The following is an 18043-nucleotide window of genomic DNA, read 5'->3' as shown; positions in this document are numbered from 1 at the left end:
ACAGATAGTAGTTTTTTTAACAAAATATCTTCAATCAGGAAAAAAAGGTGTATAATAATGAGGATTTTCATCCAAATAAAAAACGGCATTGCCGCATCAGGTTGATTCATTTGCCTGGAGGGCTGAGCATTAGCTCTAAAAATCAAATTCAAAGGGGCGTAATACTATGGGAAAAATATTTAAAACAACTTTTTCAACACCGGTGATCGTTCTGATTCCTGCATGCATCGGTATCAATTATATCGGAAGACTTTTTGCCCAGGCCTTGAAGCTTCCACTGTGGCTTGATTCCATCGGAACCTGCCTCGGAGCCATCCTCGGCGGCCCGATCATCGGCGCTATCTGCGGAGCCTCCAACAACCTGATCTATGGTTTCACAACCGGCGACAACATTACCCTTATCTATGCTCTCACTTCAGTGGCCATCGGAATCGCTGTGGGCATAATGGCAAGGCTTGGCTTCATGACAACATTTACTAAGGCAATGATGACAGCCTGTGTGGGTGGAATTGCCGCAGTTATCGTTTCAACTCCACTTAACATACTTTTCTGGGGCGGCACCACCAGTAATGTCTGGGGCGATGCGGTTTTCGCAGCAACTCAGGCTCAGGGTCTGCCGGTATTTATCGGTTCACTCCTCGACGAGATCGTTGTTGATATTCCTGACAAACTCATCACCGGACTCATCGTATACCTCATCATAAGCAGGCTTCCGAAAAAGCTCACTGCACTTTTTGATGAAAACGAAATGCTGGAGTCCCTTGATTGATCATATTTTTTTGCTAAGATTAAACAGGACTTTGGAAACTGAGGCGGTCATGGGATTCATGGCCGCCTTTCATTGCATAATGACGCATAATCACATAGACGGAGCACGAATTTTACCCCTTCACGTGACGATGTATTTCCTGAGAGGCAATCATGAAATCAATTTCTTTATATACAGACAATAACTCATGGATGACAAAGCTTCATCCTTTCACCAAGCTGTTTTACCTTGTGTCAGTCATACTCATACCTGTCATTTCCGGTCATCTTATGGTATACATCATGACCGCCGCATTAAGCATTATCGGGCTCTTAAGTACAAGGGTGTTTCGGAAAGCACTGCCGCTTATAACATTTTCCTTCAGTATCCTGCTGACTATCTTCATCATTCAGGGACTTTTCTATAAGGATAATGCTTCCGTCCTCTTCACCCTCGGTCCCCTGAAGTTTTACAGGGAAGGACTGCTGTACTCCTCCCGCATCGGACTTAATATCCTCAATATGCTGCTTAGCTTTTCCGTTCTTGTCCTCACCACAAAGCCTTCGGAGCTTGTGGAAGAGTTTGAAAAGAAAGGCTTCAGTCCGAAGCTTGGATATGTTATCAATTCCGTATTTCAGATCGTGCCGGAGATGATGGGCACCATGGAAACCATATCCGATGCCCAGAGAAGCCGCGGTATGGAGACAGAGGGAAATCTTCTGACAAGAATAAAGGCATTCCTGCCTCTCATTTCTCCGGTAGTCATGTCTGCCCTGACTTCCACAAGAGAGCGCGCCATAGCCCTGGAAGTAAGAGGCTTCGGATGCACTTCAAAAAAGACCTACCTTTACAGCCACCCTTACAGAACACCGGATAAAATCATAAAATGGGTGAGTATACTGAGCCTTATCGGAGTAATCGTTTGGAAGATCCTTAATCTTTTTAACTGAACCGACCGGACAGGCATCTGTATGTCCGATACAAAAAGAACAAAATAAGCAGACTTCCACCGGGGACGCTTCTCGCCGGCGAGAACTATCCCCGGTGGATTAAATCATCATTACATTTAAGAATCTATCATGTCATATATCGAAATCAAAAATCTGAAATATCGTTATCCGGGAGCAACAGAACTAGCTCTTAAGGATATCAGTTTAAATATCGAAAAGGGAGAATTCATCGGAATTGCGGGCGAAAACGGTGCCGGAAAGAGCACCCTCTCCCAGGCACTTCTCGGACTCATACCTCAGTTTTATAAAGGCGCCTACGGAGGTTCCGTAAACATTGACGGAATGAACGCAAAGACAACCGGAACCGCAGAGCTTTGCCGGAAAGTAGGCCTGGTATTCCAGAATCCCTTCAATCAGTTAAGCGGCGCCAAGGATACGGTTTATGATGAAGTGGGCTACGGACTTCAGAATCTCGGCATCGAGCCGGATCTGATCCGCTCACGCATCGAAAATGTGCTCCGACGCTTCGGAATATGGGAATTCCGGGAAAGAAATCCCTTCGACCTTTCAGGAGGACAGCTTCAGCGCGTGGCCATCGCCTCTGTCCTTGCCATGGAACCGGAGGTACTGATCCTTGACGAACCCACCTCCCAGCTGGATCCCGCAGGCTCCAAAGAAGTATTCAGGACAGTCGACGAGCTGACCGAATCCGGCGTTACCATCATCATGATCGAGCAGAAGCCGGAAAAGCTTGCGGAATACTGTGACAGAATCGCCCTCCTTCACGAAGGAACCCTTGTGGCTTTTGATACCCCGGGCAGGATTTTTTCAAGAGAGGATCTTTCGGACTACGGAATGTGCGCTCCCGCCTTTACGGAATTTGCAAAAAAGAACGGTCTCGGAAATGCCGACGGAGCTTATCCGGTGACAAAGGCGGAGACCCTGGCACTTATAAAGGAACGAAAACCTGACAAAGAGGAGCTTCTCAAGTCACTAAAGGACATGAGCTACGGCAACCCGGGCGCTGCTGAATCATCAAAGGACACGACAACAACCAATCGGGAACCAAACGATCCTTCTCAGGATGCCGAAAATAACAGAACTGCCCCGGGAATCTCCCGCATGTCCCTGACATCCGACGGTGTAAAGGATGACAGTTCCTATTCCCAGGATAATAAAATGACATCTGCAGTTTCAACTGCCGGAAAACCCGAAGGCAGCCTGCAGACCTTCTCCGTTTCTGACCTTCACTTCTCTTATGTTGCAGGAACGGAAGTTTTTAAAGGCCTGAATCTCGATTTTGACATGAGGTCCACAGCCATCATCGGTCAGAACGGTGCCGGAAAGACAACCCTTGTACGTATACTAAAAGGGCTTTTAAAACCCGACAGCGGATCCCTCACCTTCCGCGGACAGGATCTGGGCACCAAAACAGTAGCAGAGCTTGCAAAGCAGGTAGGCTATGTCTTCCAGAATCCAGATGACCAGATCTTCAATCACTCCGTCCTTGAAGAAGTCATGTTCGGACCCAGGAACATAGGGATGTCAGAGGAAACCGCAGAAGCCCATGCTCATGACGCCCTAAAGATTGTAAGACTTGATGACATTTGTCAAAAGAACCCCTACGACCTTGAGCTGTCCGACAGAAAACTGGTTGCCATCGCTTCGGTTCTTGCCATGAACCCTGACGTCCTGATCCTGGATGAACCCACCATAGCCCAGGACCACCGTGGCAAAGAAAAAATAAAAGAAATCATTCATTCCGAAGCCTCAAAAGGCAAACTCATCATTGCCATACTCCATGACATGGACTTTGTAGCAGGCACCTTCGACCGTGTCATCGCCATGGCCCACGGCGAAGTCCTCCTTGATGGCACCCCCGAAGAAATCTTCACCCGCAGCGACATCCTCGAAAAAGCTGCCTTAGCTCCGCCGCACCTGGTTTCGTTGATGAATGAACTATCTGAAATAAATCAGTGACAGTTCAGCCTGGGTATAGGCAGGTAAGAGTCGGAGGGCATCCATTTAAAATCGTTAAGCCGAGTCGTGAAAAATCAGAATCGGACCCCTTAGAACCACTTGGTTTCCTTTTTCCTTAGCCCCCTCGCCAAGTAGGAGTTTTCATCAAGAAAATCTCCTACATTGGCGAGGGCCTAGTGGTTCTTAGGGGTCCGATTCTAGATTTTTCCGACGAGGCGCCTCGATTTTAAATGGATGCCCTCCGACTCTGGACTACCTATGCCCAGGCTGAACTGTCACGTCCGTCTTTCAATCCTTCGAGTACATGATCCGGAGATCGCACCTCTTTTCGATGCCCATGCGCTCGATGTAGATATCCGTCTTCGGAATCCACTTGTCGATGTAGTCATCAAGCTCGGAAGTGCCCTCCCGGTCGATAACATTCTCAATCTGCTGTTGATGCTCCACATCCATGAAAATCTTAAGATCATATGGCTCCCCGAAATACGGATTCATACAGTACGTCCCCTCAACGATATTGAGCCGCTTCGGCACCATATCCCTCGCATACTTCGCATCAAAATCCATCGTATGATAGTTGAAAGGTCTGTAATGCACCACCTCACGCCTCTCGATCACATCCAGCACTTCCCGCTTGAAACGCTCGTAGTCAACATTACCGCCAACCTCCAGCAAACGCTCCTTAGTCCGCTGATGACTCTGCAGATAGAAATCATCCATGTGAAAAAGATTCCCGCCAAACTTCCCGTGAAGGTATTTTGCAATTGTTGTTTTTCCGGCTCCGGTGCGCCCGTCAATGGCAATGATGAGACAGTCATCGCCTGTCCTGATAAGTTCCTCTATCGCAAGGACTGCAGGCAGGAATCTCTCCCTGTCCCTAACCTGCCTCTGTCGAATATTACTCATTACTGTTACCCTCACCTCCGGGAATGTCAGCCCCTTTTTAATAAGCTTTAAAGGAGCTGTTCTCATATGTCAGCTTTGCTGTAAAACCCTGTTCTAAAGCTCCATCACCTTCATGACCTCATCTCTTAGCTTCGCCCTCTGATCCTTTAAAAGCAGATACTGATTGTACTTGTAGTAGGCTTCATTTCCGCACTCTGAGATGAACTTAAGAGAATAGAAGCCAGCATTAAGATCACTAAGGAAAATGACAAGCTCCTGTCCTTCACCGAAGGTCTTATTGATAAATTCAAAGGCATTGGTCAGGTGATCACCTGTAGTCCTGATAGCTCCGGTTCTGGCCGCTTCCCTCTCTGTAAACCACTGTTTTGCCACAGCGAAAAGCTCTGCATCGTCGCCTTCCGAAAGAGTCAGCTTCTCCTCCAGCTCCTCAAGAGCCAGCAGAATCTTTTTCTGAATCCTCTCCTGGTAACGGCTGAGCATATGGGCCTTGATATTTCTTTCCATCTGAAGCTTCAGGAAATCATGATCGGTTTTAAGGATGTCAAGAAGGTCCTCATTACCATGAACCGAAGCTCCCGCAGTGCTTGCTTTACCCGACTCTCCCGCACTTCCTGACGAGCCGGCTGCCGCAGTATCCGCCACAGCCTCCTTCAGCTTCTTCACCTCCGCAAACACTTCTCTCTGGATGTCGAGATTCTCCGCATACTTCCTGAACTCCCGGTTCAGTGCCTCTATCATAAGCCCAAGCAGTGACAGCTTCTCATCAAAAGGTGCCGTCACGATTGCGCACACCTCCTTCGGGAATTCACCGGCAAGTATGGAAGGAACCTGATAGGTCACACGATACTTATTGTAAAGTTCATAATATGTTGCAAAATCTCTTGCTATCTCCGGGTCTCCAATGTACTCTGCCACCAGATCTCTCGTGACCTTGAGTTCCATATCCTCATAAACCTTGATGATACGGCTGAGATCCTCCCAGCCTCTGGCTGTGACGAAATGCTTCCCTTCTATCCCGGCCTTCACAGAATAGAACTTGTCCTTCTTTATCTCAAGATATGCAAGGATCGCGCCGCAAACATCCATCCTGTAGGCATATTCCTTCCAAACCTTGAAGTCCTCCAGGATGTCGATCCGCTTTACGCGGTCCAGAGTTACGATATCAAAATCCCTGACCGACTTGTTGTACTCCGGCGGATTTCCCGCAGTCACGATGACAAAGCCCTCCGGCACACGATGGGAACCAAAGGTCTTGTACTGCAAGAACTGCAGCATGGTGGGTGCCAATGTCTCCGACACGCAGTTTATCTCATCCAGGAACAGTATTCCCTCCTTCACCCCGGAACGCTCAATCTGATCATAGATCGACGCAATGATCTCGGACATGGTGTACTCGGTAACCGAATACTCCTCCCCGCCATAGCTCTTCTTACTTATATAAGGAAGTCCGATGGCAGACTGCCTGGTATGATGCGTGATGGTATAGGACACCAGGTTAATGTTGAGCTCCTCCGCAATCTGCTCCATGATGGCAGTTTTTCCTATTCCGGGAGGTCCCATGAGGAGCACCGGTCTCTGTTTTTCCACCGGAATCCTGTAGGCTCCGGTCTCATCCTTCATAAGATAAGCCTTTACTGTATTTACAACTTCCTGTTTCGCTTCTTTGATGTTCATAACAACCTCTGTAAGATTTTTTACACGCACCTGGTCTTCATTCGCTCTTCTGCGTGTCGTCATTTTCTACCAAAAACAAAGGGCTTTATTCTTTCAAATACAATTTCATCGCCCAGTCTGGCACGTCTTTGTCATTGATATCCGCCAACGGATCAAATACAAATGCCGTATCATAGTCCGGTGCCTTCTCCGGAAACTCTCCGTAACCATCGGTAAAATAAAGCATTCCCTTCATATCCGGAAGCTCTCTCCTTTTCCGAAGCTCTTCTACGTAGTTAAAGGCCGGCCTGAAATCCGTGCCATAGCCACCCCGGATCTGGAAGCCCTCCGCATACTCCTCAATCTCTTCAGGCTTCAGGAGAGTCACATCCTTTTGAACCTGATCGTCGCATTCTACTATATGGACTCTTATCTGCTTGAAGAAGCTTTGCCTGTTCCTGAGGAGCGCCGCCGTTTCATTGAGAAACTTCTGGACCTGCTCCTGCTTGGTGGAAGCCGAGGTATCGATGACGACGACCAGATCGGAAATCCTTCTGTCCTCGCAGAATTCGTTTTCCTCTATAAGCGGCATGTTTCCGTAGACCTCCATGCCGTAATTGTAATAACCGTAATCAAAGCTCTCGGGATCGACTCTGGTTTCCTCCCTCACAACCGTGAGCTTTCTTAGGAACTCTCTGAAATCCGTTTCCTTTCTGTACTGCGCAGAAAGCACCCAGGCGAGACTTCCCGTCTCGTCCCCTTCTTCAGCTCCAAAAGTCTCAAGCTCTGTCTTTAGCCTTTCGGCGGTATCCTTCCAGTTCTCGTCAAGCTCCTCCATCGGAATCTGCTGAAGCGGCGCACTTCCGCCGGCATCCTCCCGGTTTCGCTCTTCAATGTCTTCGCCGAGAGGAGAACCATTCCCCCAGTCGGAATTTCCATCGTACCCTGAATCACCCGACCGTGGCTGACCGTTTTTGTCATCCTGCTTCATCCCACTGCCTGTGTCAGCCTGATCCTCCCCGGAATTGTCATTACCATCCGGTTTTTCCGAACCGGAGCCGTCATCTGACTGATGTGAGTCATCCGAGTCCCCGTCGTCAGCATTATCACCTGCGACACCTGCAGGCGGCATCATATCATCCGGAATCTCCGGAGGCTGCCAGGCTTCAGAATCTTTGCTGTCATCCTCCAGCCTCTTCCAGAACTGATGGTCGCACCTGTAAAACTCCTGCTGAAGCTTCAGCTTCGTATCTATATCGAGATTGATGCTCTTAAGATAATGATAAATCCTCTCCGCCGTCAGCACCTTGCACTCAGCCTTAAGCTTCTCGTACCACTCCTCTCTGAAGGGATACGCCGGGCGGTTAATGATGTCATAATCCATGGAATCCAGCACCGACTCCACCTGTATATCCGACGCCAGGTCCCAAAGTTCCTTATCTTCATACTGGTCCGACGTAAACATATGCCTGAAGATGCAGTGAAGCACGATATGAAGGTACAGCCTGCAAAGCTTCTGGGGACTCTCTATAAAAAGATGGAACACGAAGCTCGGATTATAATGTATAGTCCTTGCATCCGTCCCCATCCTCTGGGTATTAAGGTCCAATGTATACCCCAGGCTGTCCAGCGCCCTCCCCATAAATCTCATGGCGAGATACAGCTCGGTTCTTGATTCCGCAAGTATTCTGTTTCCAAAATCCATAAGATCCCGATGGGACTTCATTAATTTCTGATCTGCCATAAATTCACCATGTATATTAATTGTTCATTACTCTTTGAGTCTAACAAAATACAAACTTCCCAAAGCTGTTTGTTCCTCAACTTGATCAAGGTACATAACTTCAAATTTAATTATATTAAAGCACCTGCGAGATCAAATAACATATTTCAAATATACTAAAGTTCAGTTTTAAACAGAAAAAACATCCTAATATCATTTTAGAATTCCGGTATTTTATAACTCAAATGTTTCAGGCCCCGTGGCCATTTTACCCGCTGCACCGCTCCTGAAATTCCGGTTCTGATAGTCCATGAGCATTGCGGAAGTAATAACCGCTCCCTCCCGAGAAGACGCCTCCAGCGCCGGAGCGATTGCCTCCTCAGAGATTAGTTCCTCCTCAACCAGAAACCTGATCCTTTCATCTGTTCTCCTGCTGTCCTGAGGTATCCAGATAAGCTCCCCTTCATGTCCGAAGCGGGGCGCTTTCTGCCCCTGAATCAGCCTCGGCAAAATCTCAGGGCTGTGACTCCTCAGATATTCGCGGTACTGCTCTCTATAATCATCGGAAAGTCTCCAGGGATACATAAGTCTTCCGAAGGCAGCATTAACCGCACTGGCCGGTTCGTCATAGGTAAACCTCTGAAATTGCCTATCATAGCCCGAAAAATCGATCTCAGTTCTCGTAACCAGCTGCCTCGTGTTGTAGCCGGAGCCCTCGATATGTTCATGAAACGCCCGGCTGAAGGTATCCTCCTCGTAATTATCCGCATAGGACGGAAACGTAAGCGCCGCCGTAACCATGGTCCTCCGGCTAATGCTCCCGTCCGGATTCCCGATCTCCTCCCGCCTTAAAACTCTCTCCGGCAGCTTATCCAAAACCTCATCCACCTTCAGGTGCTCTTCATCCACAGGAAAATGAATCAGCACCGGGATCATGGCATCACTGTCGCCTATTATCTCCTTCAAAAGCCGGAAACTCCCAATCTGATTAAAGGTAATGTCAATTTCCTGCAGCTCCTGGCACTGACGTATGGCCCCGTCATAATAATCCACCACACTGTCAGTAAGCTTCATGTAGTGAAGATGGTGGCAGTTGTGAAAAGCATAGGGCCGGAGCCTCTTCACCTTATCCGTAAGAGTCACGGACTCTATATCATCCCTTGATGCAAAGGCTCTGTTGTTGATTTCCCCAATCGGAATCAGAGGCCCATTTCCATCATCCTCTGATCCGGCACCTGCATTATCCTTATCTCCCGGTTCATTTATACCTCCCGAAGCTTCACAGCCCCCTCTTGCCTCCATATATTCCGGCACAAAAAGCACCCGTACAGACCCTTCATAGCCTGTAACAGACACAAAGCTCAATCCCTTTTCTGTTTTTATCTCATATGTTAATGCCATTTGGATTTCCCTTCACACACCAACATACCATCGGGGACGGTTCTCTCCGGCGAGAACCGTCCCCCGGTATCCTTTAGAAATGTAAGCCATTTTCATATACAAAACGCCGCATATAACGGAACTGCCTTTTTTCCCTCTTCAAAACCAAAATTCTTTGTTGAAAGTCTTATTGCATAATCTGAGTCATATTTTTTCATAAAGATATTAAGACTCTTTGCGCGAACATTTTCGGCAGCCTTTACTTCGATAGGAATGATCTTCCCCTCTCGCTGTATCACAAAGTCGACCTCCGAATTGTTATCACCTGTCCAAAAATACGTAGTATACCCACTTGTTTTAAGCTGGGCATCAACATAGTTTTCTGTCATTCCTCCTTTAAATTCATCAAGCTCATGAGTGTTATAAAGCACATCTTCCGGGACAACCTGCTGCTTTGCCAAAAGGAGACCGGTGTCAGACATATATATCTTAAACGCGTCTATATCCTTATAATTCTCTAAAGGCTTTTTTGCCTGCTCCAAACCATATACCCTGTCAACAATGCCTGACAAAACCAGCCATTCTATGGCATTTTCAAGTTCAGAAGCTCTTCCACCCTTTTTCACAAGTTTATACTGAAATCTTGTATTTTGTCTCGAAAGTTGAGTGACGATGGAATTATAGGTAAGTCTGGTTTTGGGAATCTCAGTATTTTTATTATACTTACTCATATCACTCATGTATCCTGCAAGAATGGTTTCCTGCGTCTGACGGATCAGGATGTGATCACCGGTTTCAATGTATTTCGCCACACACTCAGGCATCCCACCCACAACAAGGTACTCCCGATATAACCTTAATGCGTCTTCATGTACAGCCGAAGGTAACGCTTCATTCGTGTCAAAAGATGACCTGATCCTGTTTCTCAGCTCTTCCTCTCCTTTTGCGAGAAGATACTCTTCAAAATCCATCGGATACATACCAATCATATCAACTTTACCAACAGGAAATGAAAACTGCTCACGATTAACAGCCACTCCAAGAAGACTTCCCGCCGCAAGCACATGATACTCCGGTGCCTCTTCACAGAAGTACTTAAGTGAGGCAAGGGCCTTTTCCGAAAGCTGTACCTCATCAAAAATGATCAATGTTTTTTCTTTTATTATGCTGGTCTTGCTGATTCTGGACAATATAGGCAAAAGATATGATGGCTGTATATTTTCCTCAAATGTTTCCATCAGCCGTCCATCAGTCTGAAAATTAAAATATGCTACATTTTCATATTCTTCCCGTCCAAATTCCAGTGCAAGATAGGTCTTCCCAACCTGACGCGGTCCTTGCAGGATAAGTGGTTTTCTGTAGGGATTTTGCTTCCACTGTTTCAGTTTTTCCTTTACTTTTCGGTACATACAACCTCCTGCGTCTTTCGTATAACGGCCTTCACGTTAAATATCTTCGCAAATGACATCATATAGTGTGATTTTATATATAAATTTTACATTATTTTATGTATTTTTGAAAGCGAATTTTCTCGCAAGACTACCTATTCTTGTCCGTCTTTTCTTCTTATATCCAGCCAAAAAAAATCTTCTGCCATTCTGCCCTGTGTCTTTTCAACTATCAGCATGGGATCATAAAACGGAAGATCCAATGCCTCCAACTGGATTTTCATCTTGTCCCGTGTTCTTGGAAAACATCTTTCTTCCAAAAAATCCTGATAGTCCTTATAGGTCGGTTCCGTGATAACTCCAAAAGCTCTGAACTGATTATTATCCGTATAATTTTTGATCTTAACGGTTTCTTCACGGTCATCCACATCTATAACAGTACAAAGATCCTTTTTGTACATATATAGAATACGTAAAGGTGTTGTCTGAGGTGGTACTTCGTATTGCTTCGGAATACCTGTGTCCTCCGTTACCAGCCTGAGCAGTACAACTATAGGACCGGTCACATTGACCTTCCCGCTCTCCCAGTGTTCAACCGTTTTTCGGGATACGTTGCAGAAATCCGCAAATTCCTGCTGAGTCATATTCACCATTTTTCTTACTGTCTTTATCTCATCTCCGGTCATTTCCGGTGCAAATGCATATTGAGTCGCAGCCACAGTCAATCACCCTCCTCATCTATTAACGCTATTTTTGAGCCTTAATTTTAGGACTTCTCAAACAGATACGCATATTTTCTCATCTGTTCATAAATAATAGTTTCAACACGTTTTTTTACCACGTCCGGATAAAAAGCTTCCTCTTCCAAAACATTTCTGACATCACTTTTACTGAATGAAAACTTTAATTTGTCTCCCCAAAGATTTGATACAGCCTCCATTTGCTCCTCAAAACTTTGAGAAATTGTTTTAGAATGAACGGAATCCATCATCTCATAAATGTCTCCGTCCATGGGATAATCAAGGCTTGTATCTGACAGTAAAGCAGCCCCTTGATCAAAAAATGGACATAGCCGATACCGTCTGTTTTTGTCCAGAACGACTGCTATGTTATGAAGATGCCGATCTTCATTTAGGAAAAAAACATCAATTGTTAAAAGCTTACAAAGATACTCACCAAAACCGGTAATTCCGGTGAGCTTCTCCACTGTATCCACAAGGAATTTCGCCCTGTCTTCAACCGAAGAAAGATGATATACCTCTTCGTAAAAACTTGAACCATATTGTTTCCTATATAATCGTTCGAGGGTTATCAGCTGTCCGGATTCTCCCAGGAAATCCCGGCTTTTACACCCCAGATAATCTTTGTTTTTATAATGTATTTGCTCAGTTTCATACAAAACAAACTCCTCGGTATGGAGATTACTTTGTGTCATCAGCCTGGATACCACATATTCAGAAATTCCCTCATAACCTGTATAATCAGCCTTGTACCAGATACCATCTTGTTTCCATTTCAACTGATTACCCTTAGAGGATTGACGTTCCTGTATATAAAGATTTTTTGAAAGAAGCTCGATCATACCAACCTCCATTCCATACCTTTTTTATATCAATAATATACCCTAAAATTTAGGGTATATCAAATACTTTAAAGATAATCTTATGCTCAACTGCAAACCAAAAAACGGGAGCGGATTTCTCCGCTCCCGTTCTCATTTCACTTTAATTATAAAGTCCCGTTGTTTCATAGTCAGGATGCTCTGCCAGGAGTTTCTCAAGGTATGGCTTGTTCGCCTCATCCCTTTGCGCTTTAGCCTCCTGTGCCGCTGCATAAAGTACGTTGTTCTCCTGCGTAACCTCGGATGACACGGTCTCTTCCGGTGCATAGATATACTCGGCACCACGAATTGTCTTTCCTGTAATCTCGCCCTTAACAGAAGCTGCTGCAAGCTGAGCCAGCTTTTCATAGAAAGCTCCCGTCAGGTGCACCTTGTCTTCCATGTAGTACTCCGGATGACCGATGGCAAGATTATAGCTGTCGATGACAGTTGCGCCAAACCTTGCGGCAACCTTGAGTGTAGGTTCTACGGCATTTCTCTGAAGGCTGAAATATTCATCCCTTGACTCAGGCGGGATAACAAAGAAAATCTTGTGCTGCTTATTGCTTCTGGTATAAGTATTAACAACCTTCGCATACTGGTTTTCAAAATACTTAGGTGTCCAGTCGTAAGCACGGATGTCATTGGCACCAAACATAAATATGAGGATATCTCCATCATAGGCCACACTGTCAGGATATATCGGTGTATCGATATACTCCAGCGCCCCGTCGTCAATAACATAAGACGCAGTATAGCCGAAATTCTTCACCTCATAATCCGCTCCCAGAAGCTTCTGAAGCTGTGAAGGATAAGACTCCTCCGGATTCTTAAGAAGATAGCCCCTTGTGAGAGAATCTCCTATACAAGCCACCTTCGTTGCCGCCAGAGACGTCACAGAACATCCCATCACCATCACCATCACTGCCACCAACGCCACCGCCGATACCCTTGTGATCTTCCTGAATTTATCGATAACACTTCCATTACTCATCAAATAATCCACTCCTTTTTTTCAAACTATTCCAATATCTTTAGAAAAAACATGTTCATAATCTTGACTCTGATGATAAAATGCTTCTACTACTGCATTAATCCCATCAACTCGATAAATCAAAATATAATCATGATGAATAAACTTTAATTTTCTAAATCCCATTCTCTTCAAATCTGAATCATCGCAATACCCAAAGCTATCAGCCAGTGTCTTTAACTGATCACCTGTTTCCAAGGCATCAATAAAAACATTATCTGCCGATTGAGGGCTTTGTTTTTTGACTTCCAAATAACAGACAAGCTGATCAAGCATCGATTTTGCACGTGGTGTAATAATAACATTAAATAAATCCATGTTCTCTTCTCATATGCATTATGGCTTCTTCAAAATCCTGGGCCTTTCCCTCCAGATACTCCTGATCTGATATAGCCAGATCATTTAGAATTTCTGATTTCGAAACCGGTTTATAATAATCTTCATTTTTTTGTGAAGATACAACATTCTGCACATATAGCAACACTTTCTTCTGCTCAATCTCCGGAAGCTCCTTCATCAGGGAAATAGTTGTTTCTAATATACTCATTTCAGCACCTCCTGCAAATATAGTTTACATTATCATCTTGTGCTTTTTCAAGAAAAAATACAGGTAGCAATCGCCACCTGTATCTCGTCGATTTATTATTCTGTCATGATTCCAACAGCCTTGAGCACGTCCTCAACATACTCCACGGGAACGATCTCCAGCTTGTCCTTTACCTCAGGCGCTACGTCCCTCAGGTCTTCAACATTATCCTTAGGGATAAACACCTTGGTGACCCCGGCACGCTCTGCCGCCATGAGCTTCTCGGGAAGTCCACCGATGGCATTGACTGTACCTTCAAGGGAAATCTCGCCGGTCATGCCGATGTGTGGAGAAACCGGATGTCCGGTAACGAGAGATGCCAGGGCTGTCGTCATGGTGATACCCGCAGAAGGTCCATCCTTCGGAGTTGAGCCATCCGGCACGTGAATGTGCAGATCGTTATCCTTGAACTTCGAAGCAAGCTCAGGGAATCTCGCCTTAACCACCGACAATGCTATCTGAACCGACTCCTTCATCACATCTCCAAGCTGTCCCGTAACATTGAGCTTTCCTTCACCCTTTGTGAACAGCGTCTCGATGTAGAGGATCTCGCCGCCCACCTGGGTCCAGGCAAGACCTGTGACAACTCCCGGCTTCGCCTCGTCCTTTACCTTGTTGTGGGTCAGGGCGTGCATGTCGAGATATTCTCTCAGTTCGTCCTTCGTTACAATGATCTTCGGCTCGACTCCTTCAGGTTTAACCACAGTCTCCTCTTCCGAAGCATTATCTTCCGGAACCCCGTTCTCCCTGACAAACTTCACCGCAGCTATACGGCACAGTGTATCCAACCTCTTCTTCAGACCTCTGACACCGCCCTCACGGGTATAATCGGAAATGATGGTCTCCATGGCCTCATCCGTAACCTTGACATCTCCCTTCTGAAGCCCCACTGCCGACAGGGCTTTCGGGAGCAAGTGCTTCTCCGCGATCTGGAATTTCTCAAGGGGTGTGTAGCCCTGGAACTGAATAACCTCCATACGATTGAGAAGCGGTGCCGGAATGGTATCCAGAGTGTTGGCTGTACAAATGAAAAGCACATCACTGAGATCGTAAGGCACATTCATGTAGTGATCCGTGAAAGTATTATTCTGCTCCGGATCCAGAACCTCCAAAAGTGCACTTGCGGGATCACCGTTATAGGAGCTTGAAAGCTTATCAATCTCATCAAGTACCATTACAGGATTTGAAACTCCCGCCTTACTGATACCGTCCATAATACGTCCCGGCATAGCGCCGATGTAGGTACGTCTGTGGCCTCTGATGTCGGCCTCATCCTTAACGCCTCCGAGAGATACCCTCACATACTTTCTGTGGAGAGCCTTCGCAATGGACTTTCCGATGGAAGTCTTACCTGTACCCGGCGCACCCACAAACACAATGATGGAACCTGACTGCTTTCTCTTAAGGTTCATTACCGCGATCTGCTGAATGATTCTTTCCTTTACCTTCTTCATGCCGAAGTGCTCTTCGCTGAGGACCTTCTCGGCTTCATCAAGGTCGATGAGCTCAGGCTGCTCCTTTTTCCAGGAGAGACCCGTAACGAAATCAAGATAATCGTAAAGCATTCCAGACTCGGAGGAATGCTCGCCGTCGTTTTTCAGCCTGTTGAGAACCTTCGTAGCCTCACGTCTGGCTTCCTCATTCATCTCGGATTCCTGTATCTTAAGCTCAAACTTGCGAACCTCCGATACCTGCTCCGGATGCATTTCATCCAGCTCCTTCTGGAGATAATCGATCTGCTTCTTAAGGGCATTCTCCTTGTAAAGCTTCTGATAATCCTGCTGCTGGGCAGTGTGGGCATCCGTGGTAACCTTTGTCACCTCCGCGTACTCATAGATGATCTTCTCCAGAGCTTCAAATCTTTCCTTTTCGGAATCCATGGCAAGAACCGCATAGCGTTCCTCATTTGTGATGGAAATCCATGAGCTGAGGACCGAAGCCGCCTCTTCTATGGAAGTATACTGATCGATATAATTCTCCATGATGGAGCCCCAGCGGAATCTGGACAAAAGCTCCTTCAGATCCGCCTTTATCTCGTAAAGCTTCTGTCTTGCTTCGTTAATGTTCAAATCCTTTATATCCTCGCGTACCGAAGTCTCGACGAAGATCTCATGCTGCTCATTGATGGCAATTTCATCAACATTGATACGTCTTCCGGTTTTAATGATGACATAACCTTCTCCGCTGATCTCCTCGATCTTGCCTTCAACACCGATGGGATAAAAACTGTCCTCAGTAATCTCTTCCCGTGTCTGCTGCTCCTTCATGATAAGGAGTGTGACATCATCCCCCTGATAAACATTGTTACCGGCAATGGCACGGAAAGCCTGAGTCTGAAAATAAATATTGGAATTCGGTAAAACCAGTACATTATAAAGTGGCAATACTTTCATAAATTACACCTTTCTGGAATATGTGAAGCACACACAGTGTCTTGCCTGCTTGCCGCCGTGCAGCTTTAGCTGTCTCTCATCGGTGGCAAGCCTTGTATGGCATACGTGAGGCGCTTACATCGTCCTGTTAGCAATCGATTAAATCGAGTGCTAATGATTTAGAAAAGAATAACACCGGCGTAAACCGGTGTCAATCCATCAGCCATTTGTTCATAAAAAGTTTAGAAACCGAGCTCCTTTACAAGCTCCGGAACAGTAGTCATGCCTGTCAGCTTTCCGACATTATAACTTACTGTAAAAGTCCAGCCTTGCCATGGCAATAAAAAACCGGAGAGCATCCATTTGAATACTTTGAGCTGAGTTGTGACTCGTATTCAAATGGCTGCTCTCCGGGTCTGATCTGCTCAAGTCCCGGCCGGACTGTTACTACTGGCTCCAACCGAAGGGTTTATTTTTTTATCATCCCACCTCAGACAATTCTCAAACTGACTACTTCACAAGATTTAAGCCATACATCCTGAGACGATAATCATTGTCGATAAGCAGATATTCATTCTTATCCGTAAGATTGCACAAAATCTCCGCAAGCCTGTCATCGATCATGATCTTCCAGTCCGCGTCTATAACCTCGTCCTTTTCAGGATCATCGAGTGAAAAACAATCCAGGAGCATCTTGTCTCTTGTATATTCTCTGCCAACCCAGTACTCCCGGGAATCAGTATTTAAATTATCATAAGCCTCGATATAGAAATCCTGCCCCATATCGTACTTGATATAGTTACGGAAATCCGAAGCTTCAACCACTCTGGTTCTGCAGTAGCCGCGAAGATCAAGGCATCTCAGTACATCATAAATGTAACCGCACACCTCTCTACGGTCTTTGATATTTACCTGAACTCCACCATCGTCCAGGGTTTCGCCCTCAGGCTCTATCACCGGAGTGCCCATCCTTGTTTCGCCGGAAACATTATCCCTTGAAACCTGTCCGAAGCCCGGATTGAAATCTCCTGATGAAGGCTTGTTATAAGTGCCGGAAAAGAACGGATCCTTACCGCCGGAAAAACCTTCATTGAATCCCTTTAATTCACGGGAAACAAATGCCTCTTCCCTGTCCGGAGCATCTACATAAAATCTTTCATTATGAATCTTATTTCCTACAACTCTGTAAGTATCATCCTCCTGCTGCTGGAAGATTGCGTAGAGCTGTATGCTTCTCTGCCTGAAAATCTGACCGATATCATAATAATAGAAAACCTTGCCGGTATTTCCGTCATTGGATATATAAGAATAAGTGTTGTTCTCTATATCATTATCGCCTGTATAAGCGATGCTGACGGCGCCGTTAAAATCTATGAAGCAGACTGCGATTCTTTTGAATGGATATACCAGCTTCCCATGTCTTGACTTCCTGACAAGAACCCTGAGAACATCCTCGATAAAATCCGAAGAAGGCTTGCCGTTCTTGCTGTGAATCTCGATACCTTCCGCAAATGCAGTTCTTCCACCCAAAACTCCACAATCCTCGAAAGTTATAGGGTGCACATGTAAATATATATCAATCATCCTTGATTTCTCCTATAATCTGCTGCAATCCTTTGCAGACAACATAATCATCCTTAATTATATCCGCTCTCATCCTAAGAGCCTTTGCAAAGATTACTTACCGCCCACATCCCTTTGGGTATCCGCAATTTTTCTTCGCT

General features: G+C 45.8%; 15 protein-coding genes. 3 read left to right on the top strand and 12 right to left on the bottom strand.

Going from position 1 to position 18043, the window contains the following annotated elements; all coding sequences use genetic code 11:
- The first annotated feature begins 166 nt into the window (after window positions 1–166).
- The 3 genes from G625_RS0115215 (at window position 167) to G625_RS23090 (ending at window position 3678) form a co-directional block, all read left to right on the top strand.
- On the top strand, window positions 167–769 hold the full coding sequence (locus G625_RS0115215; RefSeq protein WP_029201778.1) for a membrane protein: 603 nt from the start codon (window positions 167–169) through the stop codon (window positions 767–769).
- A 152-nt stretch (window positions 770–921) separates the two neighbouring features.
- A complete protein-coding gene (locus tag G625_RS0115210; RefSeq protein WP_029201777.1) occupies window positions 922–1698 on the top strand; it encodes an energy-coupling factor transporter transmembrane component T family protein in 777 nt (258 codons plus the stop codon).
- 129 nt (window positions 1699–1827) lie between these two features.
- On the top strand, window positions 1828–3678 hold the full coding sequence (locus tag G625_RS23090) for an ABC transporter ATP-binding protein (protein WP_044933082.1): 1851 nt from the start codon (window positions 1828–1830) through the stop codon (window positions 3676–3678).
- Between the two features lie 288 nt (window positions 3679–3966).
- On the opposite strand, the gene G625_RS0115200 is transcribed toward G625_RS23090, so the two are convergent.
- From G625_RS0115200 to G625_RS0115145, 12 genes are all read right to left on the bottom strand, one after another.
- The gene (locus G625_RS0115200; RefSeq protein ID WP_029201776.1) at window positions 3967–4584 is read right to left on the bottom strand and encodes a cytidylate kinase family protein; all 618 of its coding nucleotides are present in this window, start codon (window positions 4582–4584) and stop codon (window positions 3967–3969) included.
- Between the two features lie 93 nt (window positions 4585–4677).
- Entirely contained in the window at window positions 4678–6321 is a 1644-nt protein-coding gene (locus G625_RS0115195) for an ATP-binding protein (RefSeq protein ID WP_330365058.1), read from the bottom strand.
- Between the two features lie 22 nt (window positions 6322–6343).
- Window positions 6344–7981, bottom strand: coding sequence for a vWA domain-containing protein (locus G625_RS0115190; RefSeq protein ID WP_029201774.1), 1638 nt, complete (start codon window positions 7979–7981; stop codon window positions 6344–6346).
- Window positions 7982–8194: 213 nt separating this feature from the next.
- Complete coding sequence (locus G625_RS0115185) at window positions 8195–9361, bottom strand: leucine-rich repeat protein (RefSeq protein ID WP_029201773.1); 1167 nt, start codon at window positions 9359–9361, stop codon at window positions 8195–8197.
- A gap of 92 nt (window positions 9362–9453) precedes the next feature.
- Entirely contained in the window at window positions 9454–10749 is a 1296-nt protein-coding gene (locus G625_RS0115180; protein ID WP_029201772.1) for an ATP-binding protein, read from the bottom strand.
- A 134-nt stretch (window positions 10750–10883) separates the two neighbouring features.
- Window positions 10884–11447, bottom strand: a complete 564-nt coding sequence (locus tag G625_RS0115175) for a helix-turn-helix domain-containing protein (RefSeq protein WP_029201771.1) — start codon at window positions 11445–11447, stop codon at window positions 10884–10886.
- Between the two features lie 47 nt (window positions 11448–11494).
- Window positions 11495–12310, bottom strand: a complete 816-nt coding sequence (locus G625_RS0115170; protein WP_029201770.1) for a hypothetical protein — start codon at window positions 12308–12310, stop codon at window positions 11495–11497.
- Window positions 12311–12452: 142 nt separating this feature from the next.
- Complete coding sequence (locus tag G625_RS0115165) at window positions 12453–13322, bottom strand: GDSL-type esterase/lipase family protein (RefSeq protein ID WP_029201769.1); 870 nt, start codon at window positions 13320–13322, stop codon at window positions 12453–12455.
- Between the two features lie 21 nt (window positions 13323–13343).
- Window positions 13344–13679, bottom strand: a complete 336-nt coding sequence (locus tag G625_RS0115160) for a type II toxin-antitoxin system RelE/ParE family toxin (RefSeq protein ID WP_029201768.1) — start codon at window positions 13677–13679, stop codon at window positions 13344–13346.
- On the bottom strand, window positions 13666–13908 hold the full coding sequence (locus G625_RS0115155; protein ID WP_029201767.1) for a hypothetical protein: 243 nt from the start codon (window positions 13906–13908) through the stop codon (window positions 13666–13668). The genes G625_RS0115160 and G625_RS0115155 overlap by 14 nt, the downstream gene beginning before the upstream one ends.
- A 95-nt stretch (window positions 13909–14003) precedes the next feature.
- Complete coding sequence (gene lon / locus G625_RS0115150) at window positions 14004–16340, bottom strand: endopeptidase La (protein WP_029201766.1); 2337 nt, start codon at window positions 16338–16340, stop codon at window positions 14004–14006.
- Window positions 16341–16829: 489 nt separating this feature from the next.
- The gene (locus tag G625_RS0115145; RefSeq protein WP_029201765.1) at window positions 16830–17903 is read right to left on the bottom strand and encodes a hypothetical protein; all 1074 of its coding nucleotides are present in this window, start codon (window positions 17901–17903) and stop codon (window positions 16830–16832) included.
- Between the last annotated feature and the right edge of the window lie 140 nt (window positions 17904–18043).

The sequence above is a fragment of the Oribacterium sp. NK2B42 genome (genome assembly GCF_000424445.1).
Classification (GTDB): Bacteria; Bacillota; Clostridia; order Lachnospirales; family Lachnospiraceae; genus Oribacterium.
Note: the sequence above shows the minus strand (reverse complement) of the source record. Positions and strands in the feature narration are given on the sequence as shown.